Origin of the sequence: Pelomonas sp. Root1217 (genome assembly GCF_001425705.1) — a bacterium.
GTDB lineage: Bacteria > Pseudomonadota > Gammaproteobacteria > Burkholderiales > Burkholderiaceae_C > Pelomonas.
The window spans coordinates 637,612-656,372 of the sequence record NZ_LMDC01000012.1 but is presented as its reverse complement, the minus strand read 5'-3'; the positions used below and the strand labels follow the sequence as shown (position 1 = coordinate 656,372).

20 protein-coding genes are annotated in these 18,761 nt (G+C 67.1%); 8 read left to right on the top strand and 12 right to left on the bottom strand.

All coding sequences use genetic code 11. From position 1 onward, the window contains the following. Positions 1–113 precede the first annotated feature (113 nt). Both ASC95_RS11990 and ASC95_RS11985 read right to left on the bottom strand, forming a co-directional pair. Positions 114–1,055, bottom strand: a complete 942-nt coding sequence (locus ASC95_RS11990) for a nucleoside hydrolase (protein WP_057297921.1) — start codon at positions 1,053–1,055, stop codon at positions 114–116. After that, complete coding sequence (locus ASC95_RS11985; RefSeq protein ID WP_057297920.1) at positions 1,052–1,825, bottom strand: hypothetical protein; 774 nt, start codon at positions 1,823–1,825, stop codon at positions 1,052–1,054. Before ASC95_RS11985 ends, ASC95_RS11990 begins: the two co-directional genes overlap by 4 nt. Before the next feature lie 34 nt (positions 1,826–1,859). Here ASC95_RS11985 and ASC95_RS11980 point away from each other — a divergent pair, with 34 nt between their 5' ends. The 3 genes from ASC95_RS11980 (at position 1,860) to ASC95_RS11970 (ending at position 5,568) form a co-directional block, all read left to right on the top strand. After that, positions 1,860–2,756 (top strand): hypothetical protein, encoded by an 897-nt coding sequence (locus ASC95_RS11980; protein WP_057297919.1) that lies wholly within the window; start codon positions 1,860–1,862, stop codon positions 2,754–2,756. 123 nt (positions 2,757–2,879) lie between these two features. After that, positions 2,880–3,161 carry a DUF3567 domain-containing protein gene (locus ASC95_RS11975; protein ID WP_056191800.1) on the top strand — a complete coding sequence of 94 codons (282 nt, stop codon included), beginning with the start codon at positions 2,880–2,882 and terminating at the stop codon, positions 3,159–3,161. A gap of 94 nt (positions 3,162–3,255) precedes the next feature. Further along, positions 3,256–5,568, top strand: a complete 2,313-nt coding sequence (locus tag ASC95_RS11970) for an ATP-binding protein (protein WP_057297918.1) — start codon at positions 3,256–3,258, stop codon at positions 5,566–5,568. Here the strand turns inward: ASC95_RS11970 and ASC95_RS11965 are convergent. The 3 genes from ASC95_RS11965 to ASC95_RS11955 are packed head-to-tail and all read right to left on the bottom strand — an operon-like array spanning position 5,555 to position 7,662. Beyond that, complete coding sequence (locus ASC95_RS11965; protein ID WP_057297917.1) at positions 5,555–6,070, bottom strand: GNAT family N-acetyltransferase; 516 nt, start codon at positions 6,068–6,070, stop codon at positions 5,555–5,557. The two genes, ASC95_RS11970 and ASC95_RS11965, sit on opposite strands and share 14 nt — an antisense overlap. After that, on the bottom strand, positions 6,067–6,633 hold the full coding sequence (locus ASC95_RS11960) for a helix-turn-helix domain-containing protein (protein ID WP_057297916.1): 567 nt from the start codon (positions 6,631–6,633) through the stop codon (positions 6,067–6,069). The genes ASC95_RS11965 and ASC95_RS11960 overlap by 4 nt, the downstream gene beginning before the upstream one ends. Positions 6,634–6,663: 30 nt before the next feature. Next, the gene (locus ASC95_RS11955; protein ID WP_057297915.1) at positions 6,664–7,662 is read right to left on the bottom strand and encodes a questin oxidase family protein; all 999 of its coding nucleotides are present in this window, start codon (positions 7,660–7,662) and stop codon (positions 6,664–6,666) included. Positions 7,663–7,692: 30 nt separating this feature from the next. Between ASC95_RS11955 and soxR the strand changes: the two genes are divergently transcribed. Together soxR and ASC95_RS11945 are read left to right on the top strand one after the other, a co-directional pair. Further along, positions 7,693–8,181, top strand: a complete 489-nt coding sequence (soxR, locus tag ASC95_RS11950) for a redox-sensitive transcriptional activator SoxR (protein ID WP_057297914.1) — start codon at positions 7,693–7,695, stop codon at positions 8,179–8,181. 80 nt (positions 8,182–8,261) lie between these two features. Further along, complete coding sequence (locus ASC95_RS11945) at positions 8,262–9,038, top strand: ferredoxin--NADP reductase (RefSeq protein WP_057297913.1); 777 nt, start codon at positions 8,262–8,264, stop codon at positions 9,036–9,038. 158 nt (positions 9,039–9,196) lie between these two features. On the opposite strand, the gene ASC95_RS11940 is transcribed toward ASC95_RS11945, so the two are convergent. The 6 genes from ASC95_RS11940 to ASC95_RS11915 form a co-directional block, all read right to left on the bottom strand. Next, entirely contained in the window at positions 9,197–10,021 is an 825-nt protein-coding gene (locus tag ASC95_RS11940; RefSeq protein WP_057297912.1) for a LytTR family DNA-binding domain-containing protein, read from the bottom strand. Between the two features lie 18 nt (positions 10,022–10,039). Next, complete coding sequence (locus ASC95_RS11935) at positions 10,040–10,444, bottom strand: hypothetical protein (RefSeq protein WP_057297911.1); 405 nt, start codon at positions 10,442–10,444, stop codon at positions 10,040–10,042. Then, a complete protein-coding gene (locus tag ASC95_RS11930) occupies positions 10,441–11,883 on the bottom strand; it encodes a sensor histidine kinase (RefSeq protein ID WP_057297910.1) in 1,443 nt (480 codons plus the stop codon). The genes ASC95_RS11935 and ASC95_RS11930 overlap by 4 nt, the downstream gene beginning before the upstream one ends. A gap of 214 nt (positions 11,884–12,097) precedes the next feature. Continuing rightward, the gene (locus tag ASC95_RS11925; RefSeq protein ID WP_057297909.1) at positions 12,098–12,667 is read right to left on the bottom strand and encodes a YceI family protein; all 570 of its coding nucleotides are present in this window, start codon (positions 12,665–12,667) and stop codon (positions 12,098–12,100) included. Between the two features lie 52 nt (positions 12,668–12,719). Further along, positions 12,720–13,253 (bottom strand): YceI family protein, encoded by a 534-nt coding sequence (locus ASC95_RS11920; protein ID WP_057297908.1) that lies wholly within the window; start codon positions 13,251–13,253, stop codon positions 12,720–12,722. Between the two features lie 20 nt (positions 13,254–13,273). After that, positions 13,274–13,810: a cytochrome b gene (locus tag ASC95_RS11915; protein ID WP_057297907.1), complete on the bottom strand. Its 537-nt coding sequence runs from the start codon at positions 13,808–13,810 to the stop codon at positions 13,274–13,276. Positions 13,811–14,023: 213 nt separating this feature from the next. Between ASC95_RS11915 and ASC95_RS11910 the strand changes: the two genes are divergently transcribed. The 3 genes from ASC95_RS11910 (at position 14,024) to ASC95_RS11900 (ending at position 17,769) form a co-directional block, all read left to right on the top strand. Beyond that, positions 14,024–15,133, top strand: a complete 1,110-nt coding sequence (locus tag ASC95_RS11910; RefSeq protein ID WP_057297906.1) for a TRAP transporter substrate-binding protein — start codon at positions 14,024–14,026, stop codon at positions 15,131–15,133. 106 nt (positions 15,134–15,239) lie between these two features. Further along, positions 15,240–15,905 carry a TRAP transporter small permease subunit gene (locus ASC95_RS11905; RefSeq protein WP_057297905.1) on the top strand — a complete coding sequence of 222 codons (666 nt, stop codon included), beginning with the start codon at positions 15,240–15,242 and terminating at the stop codon, positions 15,903–15,905. Continuing rightward, complete coding sequence (locus ASC95_RS11900) at positions 15,898–17,769, top strand: TRAP transporter large permease subunit (RefSeq protein ID WP_057297904.1); 1,872 nt, start codon at positions 15,898–15,900, stop codon at positions 17,767–17,769. Before ASC95_RS11905 ends, ASC95_RS11900 begins: the two co-directional genes overlap by 8 nt. Here ASC95_RS11900 and ASC95_RS11895 read toward each other — a convergent pair. Next, a complete protein-coding gene (locus tag ASC95_RS11895) occupies positions 17,766–18,677 on the bottom strand; it encodes a DMT family transporter (RefSeq protein WP_057297903.1) in 912 nt (303 codons plus the stop codon). The two genes, ASC95_RS11900 and ASC95_RS11895, sit on opposite strands and share 4 nt — an antisense overlap. Positions 18,678–18,761 lie beyond the last annotated feature (84 nt).

The window sequence follows — 18,761 nt, the reverse complement described above, 5'->3', positions numbered from 1 at the left end:
TCTTTCCACCCCGGGCGCTGCGGTGTCCCCCTCGAGCGGGCAGTGTCTCATGCGGGCATAAATGATGTCGACACCCTTATGGCACATCATCTATTCGTCGCGCGCGGTGACCCTCACTGCAAGGCTGACAACCTCTCGGTCAGCAGCCCGAAGAATCCGTCGGCATCGACATGGCGCAGCACCTGGGCATTGACCGGCAGGCCGGTGACGCTCCACCAGTCGATGACCGTCATGCCGCGCGTCAGCTCGCTCAGGGTCTCGACACGCACATTGCAGTCGCGGCCCGTGAACAGCTCGGGTCGCAGCAGCCAGGCGATCACGCAGGGGTCGTGCAGCGGGCCGCCGTCCTGGCCGTATTTCTGCTCGTCGAAGCGCTCGAAGAACTCCATCCAAGCGGCCACCACGCCACCGACGCGGTTGCCCAGGGCGCGGATGGCCTCGATGCGGGCCGCCGTCGTCAGCGCCTCGTGGGTGACGTCCAGCGGCGCCATCGTGATCGGCACGCCACTCGTGAACACCTCATGGGCCGCCTGCGGGTCGACATAGATGTTGAATTCCGCGGACGGCGTGACGTTGCCCCCCTCGAAGAAACCGCCGCCCATCAGCACGATGCGGCGAATGCGCGCCGCGATGTCGGGCGCCTGGCGCAGGGCCAGCGCGATATTGGTCAGCGGCCCCAGCGGGCACAGCGTCACGGTGCCGGCCTCGCGCTCGCGCAGGGTCTGGACGATGAAGGCGACCGCATGGCGCGGGTCCAGGGCCAGCGTCGGCTCGGGCAGTTCGACGCCGTTCAGCCCGGTGTCGCCATGCACATGCTCGGCGGTGACCAGGGGCACGTCCAGCGGCCTGTCGGCACCGGCGCAGATGGGCACGTCGCGCCGACCGGCCAATTCCAAGACCTTGCGGGCGTTCAGCGTCGTCAGCGCCAGCGGCACATTGCCGGCCACTGTCGTCACGCCGAGCAGCTCCAGCTCCGGGCTGGCAGCGGCCAGCAGCAGCGCGATGGCGTCGTCCTGGCCGGGGTCGGTGTCGATGATGATGGGCAAAGGCTTCATACGGCGGCGGGTGCGAGGTCGATATCGATGGCGCCGAAGAGGCTGGCGCCCTCGGTGGATTTGAGGTCCAGGCGCAGGCTGTCACCGGGCGCGAGCGGCAGATCCAACCCGCCCAGGGCTGAGCCGGCCAACTGGCCTGCGCGCAGCGCCCGCAATCGTGCTAGACGCGCCAGTGCGTCACCGGGCAGGGCAGCCACGTCGCGCGGATCGAGCTTGGCGCCGTTGTGCTGGGCCACCAGACGGGCCTGCAGGCGGCCACCGGCCCAGGCCTCGCCCAACTCATCAGGCGTGACGGCCAACGGCGCGCAGTGGGTGGCGATCAATTCGCCGTCCAGGCGCCAGTCCACGGCAAAAGTCAGCAGGCGCATGGCATCAAGCGCCGAGGCGGCATCACTCGCTGCCGTCAGGTCGCCCGCGATGACGGCCAGGGCCGGCTCGCAGGCCGCCGGCGCCCTCAAAGGCTGGTGCGAGCCCTGGAAATGCCCGGCCTCGCGCCGCACTCCCCCTTCCGCGTCGACGACGGCCCAGCCATAGGCGCGTGGCAGCGGCGCGACACATTTCTCGGGCTCGAAAGCGAAGGCGTGGCGCAGCTTGCCGTGGTTGAGCTGCACGGCCAGGTCTTCGAGCTGGGGCGACAGGAAGCCCCAGTCATCGAGCACTTGCTGCAGGCGCGTGGCGATGCCGGTGGCGTAGTGCGCCTGGGTCTGGTCGCGCGACACGACGATGAGGTGGCCGTCGCGCGAGCCGTCGGCGTAGCTGGCGAGTTTCATGGGCGAGAGTTCAGGGTGATGGCAGCATTGTGCGATGCGCGCCGCCCTGCCCTTCCCCCGCGCCGCCACGTTTGCGCTGGCGGCCAGCCTGCTCGCCCACGCGCTGCTGCTGGGTGGTGAGCAGGTTCGCGAGGACAGCGCCGCGCGGCCGGCGCGGGCCGTCAGCGTCGCGCTGCTGCAGCCGCCGGCCTTGCCCATGGCTCTGCCCGAGCCCGCCCCATCCACCCGGCCCTCGCCTCAGGCGCGCTCGCCCCGCCCCAGCGCCAAGGCGCCGATGCCCGTCGTTGAAGCCCCCATCGCCGCCCCCGAGGCCCCGCTGCTGCGCCTGGCCGGGCCGGCCGCCTGGCACTACCGCCTTCGCCAGGGCGGCCAGGACGGCGAGGCGCTGCTGGACTGGCGCCCCGAAGCCGATGGCCGCTACAGCCTGCGCCTGACCCGGCAAGTTGGCGAGCGCGCCCTGCCGGCCCTGGAAAGCCTGGGCCATACCGGCAGTGCAGGCCTGGCTCCCGAACGCTTCGCGCTGCAGCGCGGTGGCCAGGACCGGCAGGCCATCAACTTCGATGTCGAAGGGCGGCGCGTCAGCTTCTCGGCCAACCCTGCCCAGCTCGAACTGCCCGAGGGCGCGCAGGACCGCCTGTCCTGGTGGCTGCAACTGGCCGCACTGGTGCAGGCCGCCCCAACACCGGGTGGGCGCTGGCGTGTCTGGGTGGCTGGATTGCGCGGCGAACTGCGCGAATGGACCTTCGAGACCGTGGATGCGACGCCTGAAGACGCCGGCAGCCTGCATCTGCGACGCCTGCCGCTGGGCGAGCGAGACCCTGGTGTCGAGCTCTGGCTGGACCCCAATCGCGGCTACTGGCCGGTACGGCTGCGCCAGGGCGACCCCGAAACACGCGGTTTCGAGATCCGTCTGTCCGACGTGAACTCCTGACGCTTCCTACACGTTGCTGGGCTATGGGATGACCCGAACAGCGGGGCGTTCTGCCAGTATCTGAACCAAGCGGGGCTTGAAACACCAGGCCTCACCCGCAGCTGAAGCCCTGAGGAGAACTCCATGCACATGCTTTACAACTCCGACAGCTTCATCGTCGTCCAGTTCGACGTCCCACACGCCGAGCTCCAGGCGGTGGAGGCCGGCCCGCAGCTGAACCGAGGCGGTTTTGAGATCGTCGACAAGTTCGCCCGCAAGGAAATCTTCATCGAGGGCGCCCTGGCCGAATCCTTCCAGCAAGGCGTGCAGGCCCTCATCGACGATGGCGAGCCTTCCGAGGACGAACTCGACGCCTTCATCGAGCGCTATGCCGTCATGGGCCAGCAGCCGGTCGTGATGCACTGAACGTTTAGGGGGCCGATCTGACGTTGCTCTGCCGCCAAGCCTGATACAAGATGGGTCCGCGCCGCCGCTGCAGGCTGCGCAAGGAGCCCATCGAATGGTGAAGCGAGTCGCCGCTGAGACAGCCTCCCGGGCGTCTGCCCGCGTGCTGCCCTCGCCCGGCCTGGACAGCGCTCCGGTGCTGGACCGCATGTGCTCGCAGTTCGTGCTGACGCTCACCGTCAGGCACGCCGGCCGCTTCAACCTGCGGCGCGACTTCAACGGCCTGCTGTCCTTCACCGGCCGCCACCTCGTCTGGCCCACCCGCGTGCTGCAGAGGCTGCGCGGCTATCTGGGCCAGCGCTGCGCCGGCAACGAGTTGTGGCGCGGCCACGATGCGCTGAGTGACGAAGCCTTCCTCGACCGCTTCGGCCAATGGAGCGGCCCCTTCTCGGAAGCCACACTGTTCTTCTACCTCGACGAATACGTCAAGGATGCGCCCAAGGACATGATGGCCCTGCTGGCCACCACCTGCGAGTACCTGGACCGCCAGCTCAAACGCGAGTCCACGCTGGTCGAGAAGAACATCGCTGCGCTGGGCACGCTGCTGCAGCTCAACCCGGCCGAGCGCGCGATCCTGCTGTACGGCACCCTCGCCCGCTACCAGCGTGAGCTGCGCGGGGCGCTGGTCGAGTTCAAGGTCAACACCGCCCAGGAAGCCTTCGCGGCCATTGCCGCCGTCGCCGGCGTGGACGAGCGCGAGGTGGCCGAGGCGCTGCGCGCCGGTTCCCGGCTCGAGCGCATCGGCATGGTCGAGAACCTGATCTCGGAGCACAACATCACCGACCTGGCCGATCTGATGAAGGTCAGCGACCAGCTGCCGCCGGTGCTGATGCGCGAATACCAGGGCCCGCACGACCTGATGGCCGTCTTCACGCGGCCGGCCACACTGAGCACGCTAGGCGCCAGTGATTTCCAGTTCGTCAGTGATGACCTGAGCCTGCTGCAAGGCCTGCTGCGCCAGGCCGTCACCACGCACGCGACCGGCGTCAACGTGCTGCTCTACGGCCCGCCGGGCACGGGCAAGACGGAGCTGGCCAAGGTGGCTGCCGCAGCTGCGGGGCTGGATCTGTACGAGGTCGAGTACGCCGACCGCGACGGCAATTCGTTGTCGGGCCGCGATCGCTACCGCTCGCTGCAGATCAGCCAGGTCTTCCTGAAGGCCAGCGCCAATGTGGCCCTGCTGTTCGATGAGGTCGAGGACGTCTTCCCGCCGCTGTCCAGCGACACGGCCTCGCTGCTGAACCGGCTGGATGCCAGCGGCGAAGGCGGCGTCGGCAACTCGGTCAGCGGCAAGGCCTGGGTCAACCAGATCCTGGAAACCAACCCGGTGCCGGTCATCTGGGTGACCAACCGCATCGAGCAGATCGACCCGGCTTTCCGACGCCGCTTCCAGTACCACCTGGAGCTGAAGTCGCCGCCGCCCGGCGCGCGCAAGGGCCTGGTGGCCAAGGCGCTGGGTGAAGTCCCTGTCAGCGAGATGTTCATCGCCAAGCTGGCCGAGCGCCCGGGCCTGACGCCCGCGCAGATCCGAACCGCCGTGCGCTTCGCCCAGCTGGCCGGCCCGGCCGACGACGCCGAGAAGCTCATCGAACGCCAGCTGCTGAACGCCGACAAGGCCCTGGGCCGAGACGATGGCAGCAGCATCGCCCGGCCCTGCGTCACCAGCTATGCGCTGGATCTGCTGAACTGCGAAAGCCGCTTCGAGATCCCGCGCATCGTCGAGGCTCTGCGCCGCAAGGGCGCAGGCCAGCTGTGCTTCTACGGCCCGCCCGGTAGCGGCAAGACGGCCCTGGCCGAGCACATCGCCCAGGCGCTCGGCCGACCGCTGATGGTTCGCCGGGCCAGCGACATCGCCAGCAAATTCGTCGGCGAGACCGAGCAGAACATGGCCCGCATGTTCGAAACGGCCCAGACCGAAGGCGCCGTGCTGTTGCTGGACGAAGCCGACAGCTTTTTGCGCAGTCGCAAGCACGCGGAGCGCAACTACGAGGTGTCGGAGGTCAACGAGATGCTGGCCGGCATGGAGCGCTTCAGCGGGCTTTTCATCTGCACGACCAATCTCTTTGACGACCTCGACGAAGCGGCGCTGCGGCGCTTTGCTTTCAAGATCCGCTTCAAGGCGCTGAAGCCTGAGCAGCGGGTGGCGATGTTCGAGCGCGAGGCGGGTGCGGTGCCAACCGATGAGCAGCGCTCAAGGCTCGTGTCAATGGACTGCCTGACCCATGGCGACTTTGCTGCTGTGCGAAATCAGGTCGAGATCCTCGGCGAGGCCTTCACGCCGGATGAGTTTTTGGCTCAGCTGGAAGCGGAGCATCGGGCGAAACCGGAGGTCCGCGAACGCAGAGGCATTGGGTTCAGAGCAGCTTGAAGTAATAGGTCGTTGAGCAGAACGGCCCATCTGGCATCAAGGCGTAGTTCGGGATGTCTCCGGCTTGCTGCCAGTCCAGTTTTTCGTAGACCCGCGAAGCATCGCTGCCCGTCACGGTGTCCAGCACCAGCGTCGTCTTGCCCAACTCCCGCGCCTTCAGCTCTAGCGTGCGCAGCAGTCGCTCCGCCACGCCTTGTCGGCGCACGCGACGGTGGACCAGCATCTTGGACACATCGGCCCGATGCGGCTGGTTGTCCGGCATGTCGATGACGAGGGACAAGGTGCCGCAGATGCGGCCGGCCTCGTCCTCAGCGACGAAGAGATGCCGCCCGCCAGCGGCTACGCCCGCAGCGACCTTGCGCCAGAAGGCCTCCGGCCGGCCCTCCGCCAGCGGCAGCATGAAGCCCACCGACGCCCCGCCTTCGACGCAGTCGCGCAGCACCTCGGCCAGCTCATCCACACGGGCCAGCGCCTCGGCGCCATCGAGTTCGCGAATATTCATGGGCGTGCCCCAGTGAGCGCAACGAGGTAGCGCGCCGGCTTGCTTCCAGGATTGTGGAAACGGATGGGCGCATCCAGCCGCATGGCCAGGCAGTCGCCTGGGTTCAGCTGCCACTGCTCGCTGCCATGGCCGATCTCCATGACACCGTCGATCATCCAGACGAGTTGGTGAATGTCGGCATCGCGTTCCGAGGTCTCGAAGGACACGCGTTGGCCAGCGGGAAAGACGACGTCGACCAGTTGCAACGGCGACACCCCGGGCGGGGAGACGTTGCGGCGACGGTAGCCCGAGGCGGGGTCGTCCCAGACCGGCTGCTCGGCAACGCGGACCAGCGGCGACGGTGCCGCCGCCGGCGGACCGGACTCGAACATGGACGCGACGCTGACGCCCAGCGCGGACGACAGCTTGTCGAGCACGACAGCGGTCGGGCTGCTCTGGCCGCGCTCGATCAGCGAGATGTTGGAGCGGCTGACACCGCTCTTCTGGGCCAGCGCGTCCAGCGACAGGCCGGCGGCCGAGCGCAGTTCGTGCAGGCGGTGGCCGATGCGTTGCGTAATGTCCATGCATTCCAGTTTACTGGAATTTGTTTTCCATCAAAATGGAATTGCACGCTCCACGGCGCGGCGCCAGGCCGGGTCGGGCCAGCGTCGGCCGAGGCGCCAGGCAGTGTGCGTGAGCTTGATGACGTGGGCGTCGTCCTGCTCACAGGCTGCCGTGATCAACGCCGGCCAGGGGCGGCTCGGCGCATGGTCAAGCAACAGCGCCGGCTCGGCGCCACTGGCCAGCAGGCCGGCTGCCGCGGCGACGCTGAAGCCGCGCGCCAGTTCGGGCGCGGGCCACCAGGGTTCCAGCACAGCCATCGCGTGGCTGCCCGTCAGCAGGTGCAGCACGGTGAAATTGCCGGTCGCCGCATAGGTGCGGGCCGCCAGCAGCGCCAGGTCGCGCAGTGTGTCCGGCCCATGGCGCAGCCGGCCGGCGACCGCGGCGAAATCCGGCGATTCGCCCCAGGCCCGCATGCGGCCATGGATCAGTGCGCCTGCCGGGTAGGCCGGGCGCGACAGCTTGCTCAGCGCCTGCAGCCAATCGGCCAGTTCCAGCGGCGGGCCCTCGGCCGTGGTCGGCAGCGGCAGGAAGTGGGCCGCCCAATGCGCAAGTCCTGCGGCAAGCTCGCCGTCGTGCCCTGCCAGCGCCGCGTGGCCGGTGCGGATCAGGCCATGGAAGGCGATCGCGCCCGCGCCGGGCAGCAACAAGGGCAAAGCCTCGCGCAATGTGCCGCCGGCGCCGACTGCCGCGATGCGCGCTGCGAAGTGAGCGTTCCAGGCGCTTTCGCTGTCCGGCCGACCCAGGTCGCGCGCCACCGTGACGGTGGCTGGGCGAGCAGCGACGCGCGGTTCAAGGTGGACTTCGTAGCTTTCGGTCCAGGCCTGCAGCCGCGCCGCCGAGGCGCCCAGCTCCAGCAAGGCCTGCTGGGCCATGGGCAGGTGGTTGCTCAATCGCCCCCGGTAGGTGGGCGACAGCGCCGCACCGGCGTCGAGCAGGTGGTGCAACTGGGCCAGCGTGGCGGGCGCTGGCGTGGCGGTCTTGGTCAGCATGGCGGCTCTGGGCTGTGGGAACATGGCGCCATGCTCGAAGTTCAAGTGGACTTGAAGTCAAGCCTCGCAGACGCCGCGGCGCCGCTTTCCATCGGCCAGCTGGCCAGGCGCTCCGGCGTGGCGGCCAGCGCGCTGCGCTTCTATGAGGCCGAGGGGCTGATCGCTGGCGGCCGCAGCAGCGGCGGGCATCGCCAATACCCGCGCCACGTGCTGCGCCGCGTGGCCTTCATTCGCGCGGCCCAGGTGGTGGGGCTGACGCTGCCGCAGATCAAGGCCGCGCTGGCCACCCTGCCGCAAGGCCGCACGCCCACCAAGGCGGACTGGACGCGGCTGTCAGCCGGCTGGGCGCCGCTGCTGGATGAGCGCATTGCAGCACTGCAGCAGCTGCGCGAGCGGCTGACGGGTTGCATCGGCTGTGGCTGCCTGTCGCTGAAGGCCTGCGCGCTTTACAACCCGCAGGACGTCAAGCGCAGCGAGGGCGCCGGGGCGAGGCTTCTGCGCATCGAAACCGCGCCTTGACCCCTTGGCGACGGCGGGTGAGCACTTCCCGGCGAAAATACCCGGGTTAACCCGCCAAACCGTCCGCCAACAAGACCGCCATGAGTGCCTTCCACGAAGAGACCGTCCTGACCGTCCACCACTGGACCGACCGCCTGTTCAGCTTCACGACGACGCGCGACCAGGCCCTGCGTTTTTCCAATGGCCACTTCACGATGATCGGCCTCAAGACGGAGACGGGCAAACCACTGCTGCGCGCCTACAGCATCGTCAGCGCCAACTATGAAGAGCAGCTGGAATTCCTCAGCATCAAGGTGCCGGACGGCCCGCTGACCTCACGCCTGCAGCACATCAAGCCGGGCGACAAGATCATCGTCGGCCGCAAGCCCACGGGGACCCTGCTGATCGACTACCTGCTGCCGGGCAAGAACCTCTATCTGCTGGGCAGCGGCACGGGCCTGGCGCCCTTCATCAGCGTCGCACGAGACCCCGAGACCTATGAGCGCTTCGAAAAGGTCATCGTCGTGCACGGCGTGCGCCATGTGAACGAGCTGGCCTATCACGACCACCTCACGGTCGACCTGCATCAGCACGAATTCCTGGGCGAATTCGCCAGCGAACAGCTGCTGTACTACCCGACGGTCACGCGCGAGCCCTTCAAGAACATGGGCCGCATCACCGACCTGATCCAGACCGGCAAGCTGCAGGCCGACCTGGACCTGCCACCGCTGGACCCGGAGACCGACCGCATCATGCTGTGCGGCAGCCCCGCGCTGCTGAAGGACATGCAGGAGATGCTGGAGATCCGTGGTTTCAAGGAAGGCAGCACGACGACGCCGGGCGACTACGTCATCGAGCGCGCTTTTGTAGAGAAGTGAGTGCCCCTCGCCTGGTCTTGCCCTGCTGAACGCGGGCAAGCCCAGTCGGTCCCCCAAGGGGACGGCGATGCTCACCGGATTGACCGGCGAGCACATCGCCCACGGGCCGCCTTGGGAGCGGCCCGGCGCGCGGCCCGCGCCAAACACGTTCCTTCCGGCTACATCCCTTTGAACAGGTGGGTGTAGCTACGGCTGACTTCGAGCTTCTCGGTTAAGCCGCGCACTCCCACCAGCTGGCGGCCGCGGAAGTCGCGGGTGATGCCATCGATGGCGCGGGCATTCACGAGCGTGGAGCGGTGGATCTGCCAGAAGACCTGCGGGTCCAACTCGTCCACCAGCTCCTTGATCGGTTTGCGGATCAAGGCCTCGACCTTGGCCGTCTGCACCCGGGTGTACTTCTCGTCGCTGATGAAGAACAGCACGTCCTCGACCGGGATCATCTGGATGGCCTGGCCAACCGTGGCCTGGATCCACTGCAGGTATTGCGGCTTGCCAGCCGGGTTCATCTGCCCCGACAGCTTGTGCAGCAACTGCTGCAGCGGCACCGGCGCGCTGTCGCTGAAGTCGTTGGAGGGCGCCTCGCGCTGAGCCAGGCGCTTCTTGATGCGGGCCACCGTCAGCTGCAAGCGCTCGCGCTCGGCGGGCTTGAGCACGTAGTCGGCCACACCCTGCTCGAAGGCCTCGACGGCGTACTGGTCGTAGGCGGTGATGAAGACGATCTCCGGCACCAGCCAGTCGTCGTCCTCAGGCAGCTGGGCGATCTGGCGGGCGGCGTCCACGCCCGTCAGGCCCGGCATGCGGATGTCGAGGAAGACGATGTCGGGCTTGTGCTCCTTGGTCAGCTCGACCGCCTCAAGGCCGTTCTTGGCCTCGGCGACGATGTCCAGCTCCGGCCAGACCTCGGTCAATCGGGCGCGCAGTTGCTCGCGCATCAGTCTTTCGTCGTCGGCCAGAACGGCGCGGATGGGTGCTGCAGTGTTCATGCCGACGATGCTACTAGCTCAGACAGGCGTCGACCTGGCAGCGTTCGCGCGGCGGCGGTTGCGCATGACGACGAAGAGCAGCAGGCCGAGCAGGATCAGCGGCGAGCCGAGCACGGCACCGACGCCCAGCAGGCTGGCGACGACCAGGGCCAGCACGCCGCCGACGATGAGCAGCGGCAGGGCCACGCCCAGCAGCAGCACCAGTGGCACGACGATGACGCAGATGATCCCGGCGACGAACAGGCCGATGGTCGCGCCCAGCCAGTCGCCGACATCGCTGCCGCCCAGGAAGAACTCGCCGTCGTCCAGCACGATGTGCATGTCCGGGCCGCCATGGTGGTGCAGCAGCGCAAAGCCGCCGAACATTGCCATCAGCACCATCAACGCGGTGCCGATGAACAGGATCTTGAACAAGGTTTTCATGCTGCGACTCCTTCGTCGTTGCGGCTGCGATAGGGCACGGTGATCGTGACGACCGTGCCACTGGGTTGGTTCTCGGTGACGGTGACGCTGGCGCGGTTGCCGTGCAGCAGTTGCAGGCGTTCGCGGATATTGGCCAGGCCCACGCCGGTGCCGCTGGTGGCGGCGCGTCCGAAGCCCAGGCCGGTGTCGGCGACCGTGACGGCCAGCTTGCCATGCACGATCTCGGCCTTGACCTTGAGCGTGCCGCCCTCGGCCTTGGGCTCCAGGCCATGCTTGATGGCGTTTTCGACCAGGCCCTGGATCATCATGGGCGGGAATTCTGCGGACAGCAGGCCCTCGGGCACGTCGATCTCGGTCTGCAGGCGCTCTTCCATGCGCACCTTGAGGATCTCGAGATAGGGCCGGATGACAGCCAGCTCGCGGCCCAGGTCACGGGTCGCGGTGGCATTGGCCTCGCGCATGGTGGGCATGGAAGCCCGCAGCAGTGCGATCAGGTTCTTCTGCATCTGACTGGCGCGCGGCGGGTCGGTCTCGATCAGGTGGTCGATGGAGGCCAGCGTGTTGAACAGGAAGTGCGGCTCGACCTGGGCCTGCATGGCAGCCATGCGGGCCTCGATGACCTGGCGCTTCAGCGCCTCGCTCTCGGCGTTTTCGGCCGCCTGGGCCGCCTTGACTTCGGCCTGGATGCGGCCCTTGTACATCGCCTTGATGACGGCCGAGGCCAGGATCCACAGGATGGCCAGGTCGACCAGCGAGTCGCCGGCATGCACGATGGTGACGCGGCGGCGGTTCTGGGCGTTGGCGGCCTCCTCGACGGCCTCCTGCAGCGCGGTCTGTGCCTCAGCGGCAGCCTGCTGGGCGTCCTTGACCTCCTCCGCCTCCTGCTTGAGCTGGCTGAGCTGCTCCTTGGCCTGCTCGATGGCCGCGCGGATGTCCTCGGGACGGGCGCTCTTGGGGAAGTCGATGGCGATGGCCGGTGGCTCGTCGGCCTTGGGCTCACCGTTCTCGCCATCGGCGCCGCTGGCTGCCGAGGCTGCGGAGCGCACGGGCTGGATGCGCACGCCACGCTCGTCGATCTTGACCTCGTAGTGAACGCCCTTGTCGGCCACCTTCTTGCCGTCCTTTTCGGCTCTGTCGACCGCCCTGCGGGCCTGGTCGGCGGCCTTCTTAGCCTCGGCCTCGAGCTTGGCCTGACGGCGCACGGCACCGTGGTCATGCTCCTCGACCTGCTCGCTGATGCGCCAGGTGAACGGAGGCAGGTTCTTCAGCACATTGACGCCGATCAGCAGTGCCAGCGACAGCAGCACGAAGCGCTTCCAGCTGATGCCGACCAGCCAGCCGGCATAGATGTGGAAATACCGCACCACCGTGGCGGAAAAACGCTGCCAGCGCTCGATCCAGAGCTTTTGCTGGGGGCTGGGGGAGAAGGAGGGAGTCATGGCCGGGGTCTGTCGTTGGAAGCCACTTTACGCAGGGGCTTTGGGCGGCGTGGGCACGGCGCGACGCTCCGGCCGGGACGTATGACGAACTGCATGGGGCTGCGACAGGCCGTGCCGCCCCGCATGACGGCCCCGTGAAGGGCCTGGCAATAGTTCACGAATCACCCAGCAAAAAGCCCGCCAGAGGCGGGCTTCAAGAGGGAAAGCAGCGGGTTTACTGCTTGATGGCCTCGACCTGGACCAGCAGGCGGATGGCGTCGGGCGTGACGGCCGGCATCGCATAGACGATGCCCCATTGGCTGCGCTGGATGGTGGTCTCGAAGTCGCCACCGCAGACCTCGCGCTTCAGGCGCGGATTCTCGTAGCAGTTGAAGTTGGTGGCCGTCAGCGTCACCGGGTTGGTCTTGCCGCGTAGCGTCAGCTCGCCGGCCACGCTGGCGACCTTGTCGCCATTGAACGTGAACTTGTCGCCGACGAACTTGGCCGTCGGGAACTCCTCCACAGCGAAGAAATCCTTGCTCTTCAGGTGGCCGTCGAAGGGGGCCGTGCCGGTGGTCAGGGAGGCCATGTCGATGGTGAACTCGACCTTGCCGGTCTTGGCCGCCTTGTCCAGCGTGACCGTGCCTTCCTTCTTGTCCCAGCGGCCGCGCAGCGTGCTGGTGCCGAAATGCTTGGCTTCGAAGGTGACCGCGGTATGGCTGGGGTCGATGGCGTAGGTGGCGCTCTGGGCTTGAGCGGCGCCAACAGCGGCCAACAGGGCGGTGAGCAGCAGGGCTTTCTTCATCGGGAAGGTCTCCGGGGAGTGGGGAAGGAAAGGGTTGAGATTACAGGCCAGCCTAGATGCCAGCAAAGGCCAGTTTGAACTTCACGGTCACGTCGTTGGCGACCATGGAGGTGTCGGCCCATTCGCCGTCACCGATCTTGAAATCGAGGCGCTTGATGGCCACGCTGCCACTGGCCACGCCGGAGGCCAGGGTGATGGGCACGACGACGTCGCGGCCGGCGCCCTTGATGGTCAGCTTGCCGGCCACGTCGTACTTGCCGGGGCCGGTGGCCTTGATGCCGCTGGACACAAATGTCGCCTTGCCGTTGCGCTTGGTGTCGAACCAGGGCGCCTTGGCAAGTTCGGCGTCGAAACTGGCGTCACCCAGGGACACGCTACCCAGGTCGACCGTGAAGGCGATCTTGCCGGCCTCGGGCTTCTTGGCGTCGAAATCGAGCTGGGCCTCGAACTTCTTGAACTTGCCGTCCACCGGCACGCCCATCTGCTTGAAGGTGAAGCTGAGGTCGCTTTTCTCGGGCTGCAGCGTGGCTGCCTGGGCGGACAGGGCGCTGCTGGCGATCAGCAGGGGGATGAGCAGGCGTTTCATGAAGTCCTTTCAGGTGCGGTTCAGTTGCGACCCAGGCCCATGCGGCCCAGCAGACTGTCGCGGTCGATGAAGTGGTGCTTGACGGCGGCGCCGACATGCCCGGCGACGAGCAGGCCCAGGCCGTAGGCAGCGAAGTGGTGCACCAGCTTCAGCGTCTCGGCGAGTTCCTTGTCCTTGGGCACGAAGTCGGGCAGCGGCAGCACGCCGAACCAGACGATGGGAAAGCCCGCCGCCGAGCTGTAGGCCCAGCCGGACAGCGGCACGGCGAAGAACAGCACATAGAGCAGGTTGTGCGTCACATGGGCGGCGCGCAGCTGCCAGGCCGGCATGGGGATGTCGGCTGGCGGGCGATGGGTGAGGCGCCACAGCAGGCGCAAGGCGGACAGCGTCAGGATGGTGACGCCGGCCCATTTGTGCCAGTTGTAGAGCTTGAGCCGCGTCGGCGAGAACGGCAGGCTGGTCATGTACAGGCCCACGCTGAAGGCGCCGACGATGGCCAGCGCCAGCAGCCAGTGCAGCGCGATGGCGATGGGGGTGTAGCGGGTGGCAGGGCTCATATGGGCTCGCAGTGTGTTCCCGGCAGACCGGGGAGCGGTTCATTCGGGTTGTCGCCAATGTTCAGCGATTTTGAACGGCACCGGGGCGCCTTGGGCATCCCGTGGGTTTGACCCAGTTGCGCCTGGACGGCACCCAGCCAGACAGTCGGCCCCAGCGGCCAGCGCCTGGTCGCAGGTTCTGTACGAGGCGCATCACCAAAACGGAGACAGCCCATGACCCAGAAACCCAGCGCACGCCGCCGCTTTATCAAGACGGCAGCAGCCACGACGGCCGGGGGCGCCGCCCTCGCGGCGCCCATGATCTCGACGGCGCAGACGACCAGCCTGCGCTTCCAGTCGACCTGGCCGGCCAAGGACATCTTCCACGAGTACGCCCAGGACTTCGCCAAGAAGGTCAACGACATGGCCGGCGGCCGCCTGAAGATCGAGGTGCTGCCCGCGGGCTCCGTCGTGCCGGCCTTCCAGCTGCTGGAGGCCGTCAACAAGGGCACGCTGGACGGTGGCCACGGCGTGGTGGCCTACCACTACGGCAAGAACTCGGCGCTGGCGCTGTGGGGCTCCGGCCCGGGCTTCGGCATGGACCCGAACATGCTGCTGTCCTGGCACAACTACGGCGGCGGCGAGGACCTGCTCGAAGAGATCTACAAGTCCATCAGCATGGAGGTGGTGTCCTTCCTGTACGGGCCGATGCCGACACAACCCTATGGCTGGTTCAAGAAGCCGGTGGCCAACCTGGACCAGATGAAGGGCGTCAAGTTCCGCACCGTGGGCCTGGCAGTAGACCTCTACACCGAACAGGGCGCGGCCGTGAACCCGCTGCCGGGCGGCGAGATCGTCGCGGCGCTGGATCGCGGCCTCATCGATGCGGCCGAGTTCAACAACGCCACCAGCGACCGCATCCTTGGCTTCCCCGACGTGGCCAAGAACTGCATGCTGCAGAGCTTTCACCAGAGCACCGAGCAGTTCGAGATCCTGTTCAACAAGGCCAAGTACAACGCGCTGCCGGGCGAGCTGAAGAAGATCATCGACTACGCAGTGCAGGCGTCCAGCGCTGACATGAGCTGGAAGGCCATCGACCGCAATTCCAAAGACTACGCCGAGATGAAGAAGGCGGGCGTGGCCTTCTACAAGACACCCGACGCCATCCTGCGCAACCAGCTGGACAGCTGGGACAAGGTGATCGCCAAGAAATCGGCCGAGAACCCATTGTTCAAGAAGGTGCTGGACAGCCAGCGCGCCTTCGCCCAGCGCGCCGGGCAGTGGCAGAACGACTACCTGGTCGACTTCAAGATGGCCTGGAACCACTACTTCGCCCGGAAATAGCCCACCCCCGTAGCGCCTTCGGCGCTCCCCCTCAAGGGGGCGCACCCAGCGGCCCGGCAAAGCCGGTTCCGCGGGTGCTGCTTGGTCAACACATGGGGGCTGGTCGATGACGGTACAAAGAGTTCTTCACACGGCCGACAGCATCAGCACCTGGGTCGGCAAGGCCTTTGCTTGGCTGATCGTTGTGCTGATGCTGCTGGTGGTGGCCGAGGTGTTCAAGCGCTACGCACTGAACATGCCGACGGCCTGGATCTTCGACGCCAGCAACATGCTCTACGGCACGCTGTTCATGATGGGTGGCGCCTACGCGCTGGCGCATGACGGCCATGTGCGTGGCGATTTCATCTATGGCCGCTTGCAGCCGCGCACGCAGGCCTGGCTGGACCTGGTGCTCTATGTCGTCTTCTTCCTGCCCGGCATCGGCGCGCTGACCTGGAGCGGCTGGACTTATTTCGGCGACTCGCTGGCCATCCGCGAGACGACGTTCAACGCCACGCCGCTGCCGGTCTACCCCTTCAAGGCCATCATCCCCATCGCCGGCGCGATGGTCATGATGCAGGGCCTGTCGGAGATCCTGCGCTGCATCGTGTGCATCCGCACGGGTGAGTGGACGCCGCGGCTCAAGGATGCCGAGGAGATCGACGTCGTCGAGCAGCAGCTGGCGGCCAGCACGCATGTGGATGCCGACGCGGCCCGCGAGGCCATCGACCGCGCCAAGAACATCGACGACATCGCGCGCCAGCGCGCTACCGGAGACACCTCGCATGAGTAACGCCGCTCTCGGCCTGACCATGCTGAGCCTCATCGTGGTCGTCATCCTGCTGGGTTTCCCGACGGCGTTCACGCTGATGGGGCTGGGCATGTTGTTCGGCTTCGTCGCCTTCTATGACCCCGGCCAGCCCTGGCTGGACAACCGCATCTTCGACCTGATGGTGCAGCGCGCCTACGGCGCGATGAACAACGACACGCTACTGTCGATACCGCTCTTTGTGCTGATGGGCTATGTGATGGAACGCGGTGCGCTGGTGGACAAGATGTTCCACAGCGTGCAACTGGCCTTCCGTCGCCTGCCCGGTTCGCTGGCCGTCACGACGCTGGTCATCTGCACCTTCTGGGGCATCGCCAGCGGCCTGGTCGGCGCCGTCGTCGTGCTGATGGGCGTCATCGCAATGCGGCCCATGCTGAAGGCCGGTTACGACACGCGCCTGGCCGCGGGCGTCATCACGGCCGGCGGCACGCTGGGCATCCTGATCCCGCCGTCCGTGATGATCATCGTCTACGCAGCCGTGGCCGGGCAGTCGGTCGTCAAGCTCTACGCGGCGGCGATGTTCCCGGGCTTCTTCCTGGCCTTCCTGTACCTGGTCTACGTGATCGGTTGGTGCATGATCAACCCGAAGGTCGCGCCGCAGTTGCCGCCGGAGCAGCAGCGTGCGCCGATCTCGCCGGCCGTCGCGGCGCTTGCAGAGCGCTACTCGCCGCGCATGCTGTGGGCACTGCTGAAGGCGGTGCTGTCTCCTTCAGGCGCACCCATGGGCTGGGGCCGGCTGCTGGCCTGCCTGCTTCGCGCCCTGATACCCGTGTGGCTGGCCCTGGTCTGCCTGGGCACGACCTGGTGGTACGTCACCATCTACACGCAAAAGACCGAGGTCAATGCGCCCGCGGCGGTGCAGAAGCTGGATGCGCCGGCCGCAGCCGGCGGGCTGCAGGAGCCGCCGAGCCCATCGGGCGGCCTGGCCGAACCGCCAGGGGCCAGCGGCGGGTTGCAGGAACCGCCCGGTGCCCTGGCCGAACCGGGCGCAGCCAAGCCCACCGCCGACGAGCCGCTGCAGCGCATGGGTGGCGCAGTCAGCGAAGCACCCCGACCCGAGGCCGTACCGAAGAACTTCTACACGGGCTTCGCCATCGTCTGCGTGCTGACGGCCCTGCTGCTGGCCTGGTACTACTGGCGCTTCGACGCCGAGCAGTACGAGATCCTCACCATGCTGGTGTCGTCGGTGATGCCGCTGGGCATCCTGACGCTGGTGGTGCTGGGCGTCATCCTGTTCGGCATCACCACCGCCACCGAATCGGCTGCAGTGGGTGCGGCGGGCGCCTTCCTGATGGCCTGGCAGGCTGGCGCGCTGACCTTCAAGAAGACCCGCGAGGCGGTGTTTCTGACCGCCAAGACCACCGCCATGGTGTGCTGGCTGTTTGTAGGCTCGGCGTTGTTCTCGGCCGTGTTCGCGCTGCTGGGCGGGCAGGCGCTGGTGGAGCGCTGGGTGTTGTCCATGGACCTGACGCCGCTGCAGTTCATGCTGCTGTCACAGGCCATCATCTTCGTGCTGGGCTGGCCGCTGGAGTGGACCGAGATCATCGTCATCTTCGTGCCCATCTTCCTGCCGCTGTTGGCGCACTTCCAGATCGACCCGATGCTGTGGGGCGTACTGGTGTTCGTGAACCTGCAGGCCGCCTTCCTGAGCCCACCGGTGGCCATGTCGGCCTTCTACCTGAAGGGCGTGTGCCCGCCGCATGTGACGCTGAACCAGATCTTCGCGGGCATGATGCCCTACATGCTCATCGTCATCCTGTGCATGGTGTTCATGTACGTGTGGCCGGAGATGACGCTTTGGTTGCCTGGTTATCTGTATGGCCGCTAACTTTTCCTTGCGCTGACGAGAAAGACACCACCCAGCACGAGCACCGTGCCGACGACGATCCAGGCGTTCATCGGCTCGCCGAGTATGACCACGCCCATGATCAGCGTACTCATCGGGCCCACCATGCCGACCTGCGACGACAGCGGCGCGCCGATGCGCGCGATGGCCATCATCACCATCAGCACCGGCGCCACCGTGCAGGCCGTGGCGTTCAGCAGCGACAGCCACAGCACCGGCTCGGGGACGGCCGCCGCCGACAGCGGTTTGAGCAACGCGAACTGCGTGATGCACAGCGCGCAGGCCACCGTGCTGGCTAGGCCAGCCAGCCGCAGCGAGCCTAGGCGCTGCACGACCTTGCCGCTCAGCGCCAGATAAACCGCATAGCTGATGGCACTGCCAAACACCAAGGCGGCGCCAAGGGCCGTGTTCCTGCCTTCGAAGCTCAGCTCGTGCGCGAACACGGCCACCACGCCGGCATAGCTGACCGCCATCGCCAGCACCTGCCGCGCCCGCAGCTTGTGGTGGAAGAAGACCACCGAGAGCAGCAGCACCAGCGTCGGGTTCAGGTAAAGAATCAGCCGCTCCAGGCTGGCCGTGATGTAGGCCAGGCCGGCGAAGTCGAGGTAGCTTGCCAGGTAGTAGCCGGTGAAGCCCAGCACGCCGATGTCGCGCCAGTCGCGACGCGTCAGCGCCGGCTCGCCGCGCCCGGCCCACCAGGCCATCGCGAGGAAGAACGGCAGCGCCAGCAGCATGCGCCACATCAGCAGCGTGATGGCATCCACGCCATGGCGATAGGCCAGCTTGACGATGATGGCCTTGCCCGAGAAGCCGATGGCACCGAGCACCGCCAGCAGCAGGCCCAGCCAGCGGCGGTGGTCAGCGGCAGCCGGAGCGGGTGTCGGGGTCAATATCGTCCAGGCGCATGGTGCAGGGGCAGTCTAGGCCGGCGGCGCGTGGCCACCGCACTTCACTGGTGAAGCCTTGCTTGCCGC

Coding starts and splice junctions, on each gene's coding strand:
- ASC95_RS11990 (WP_057297921.1), bottom strand. CDS start 1,055: ATGAAGCCTTTGCCCATCATCATCGACACCGACCCCGGCCAGGACGAC.
- ASC95_RS11985 (WP_057297920.1), bottom strand. CDS start 1,825: ATGAAACTCGCCAGCTACGCCGACGGCTCGCGCGACGGCCACCTCATC.
- ASC95_RS11980 (WP_057297919.1), top strand. CDS start 1,860: ATGCGCGCCGCCCTGCCCTTCCCCCGCGCCGCCACGTTTGCGCTGGCG.
- ASC95_RS11975 (WP_056191800.1), top strand. CDS start 2,880: ATGCACATGCTTTACAACTCCGACAGCTTCATCGTCGTCCAGTTCGAC.
- ASC95_RS11970 (WP_057297918.1), top strand. CDS start 3,256: ATGGTGAAGCGAGTCGCCGCTGAGACAGCCTCCCGGGCGTCTGCCCGC.
- ASC95_RS11965 (WP_057297917.1), bottom strand. CDS start 6,070: ATGAATATTCGCGAACTCGATGGCGCCGAGGCGCTGGCCCGTGTGGAT.
- ASC95_RS11960 (WP_057297916.1), bottom strand. CDS start 6,633: ATGGACATTACGCAACGCATCGGCCACCGCCTGCACGAACTGCGCTCG.
- ASC95_RS11955 (WP_057297915.1), bottom strand. CDS start 7,662: ATGCTGACCAAGACCGCCACGCCAGCGCCCGCCACGCTGGCCCAGTTG.
- soxR (WP_057297914.1), top strand. CDS start 7,693: ATGCTCGAAGTTCAAGTGGACTTGAAGTCAAGCCTCGCAGACGCCGCG.
- ASC95_RS11945 (WP_057297913.1), top strand. CDS start 8,262: ATGAGTGCCTTCCACGAAGAGACCGTCCTGACCGTCCACCACTGGACC.
- ASC95_RS11940 (WP_057297912.1), bottom strand. CDS start 10,021: ATGAACACTGCAGCACCCATCCGCGCCGTTCTGGCCGACGACGAAAGA.
- ASC95_RS11935 (WP_057297911.1), bottom strand. CDS start 10,444: ATGAAAACCTTGTTCAAGATCCTGTTCATCGGCACCGCGTTGATGGTG.
- ASC95_RS11930 (WP_057297910.1), bottom strand. CDS start 11,883: ATGACTCCCTCCTTCTCCCCCAGCCCCCAGCAAAAGCTCTGGATCGAG.
- ASC95_RS11925 (WP_057297909.1), bottom strand. CDS start 12,667: ATGAAGAAAGCCCTGCTGCTCACCGCCCTGTTGGCCGCTGTTGGCGCC.
- ASC95_RS11920 (WP_057297908.1), bottom strand. CDS start 13,253: ATGAAACGCCTGCTCATCCCCCTGCTGATCGCCAGCAGCGCCCTGTCC.
- ASC95_RS11915 (WP_057297907.1), bottom strand. CDS start 13,810: ATGAGCCCTGCCACCCGCTACACCCCCATCGCCATCGCGCTGCACTGG.
- ASC95_RS11910 (WP_057297906.1), top strand. CDS start 14,024: ATGACCCAGAAACCCAGCGCACGCCGCCGCTTTATCAAGACGGCAGCA.
- ASC95_RS11905 (WP_057297905.1), top strand. CDS start 15,240: ATGACGGTACAAAGAGTTCTTCACACGGCCGACAGCATCAGCACCTGG.
- ASC95_RS11900 (WP_057297904.1), top strand. CDS start 15,898: ATGAGTAACGCCGCTCTCGGCCTGACCATGCTGAGCCTCATCGTGGTC.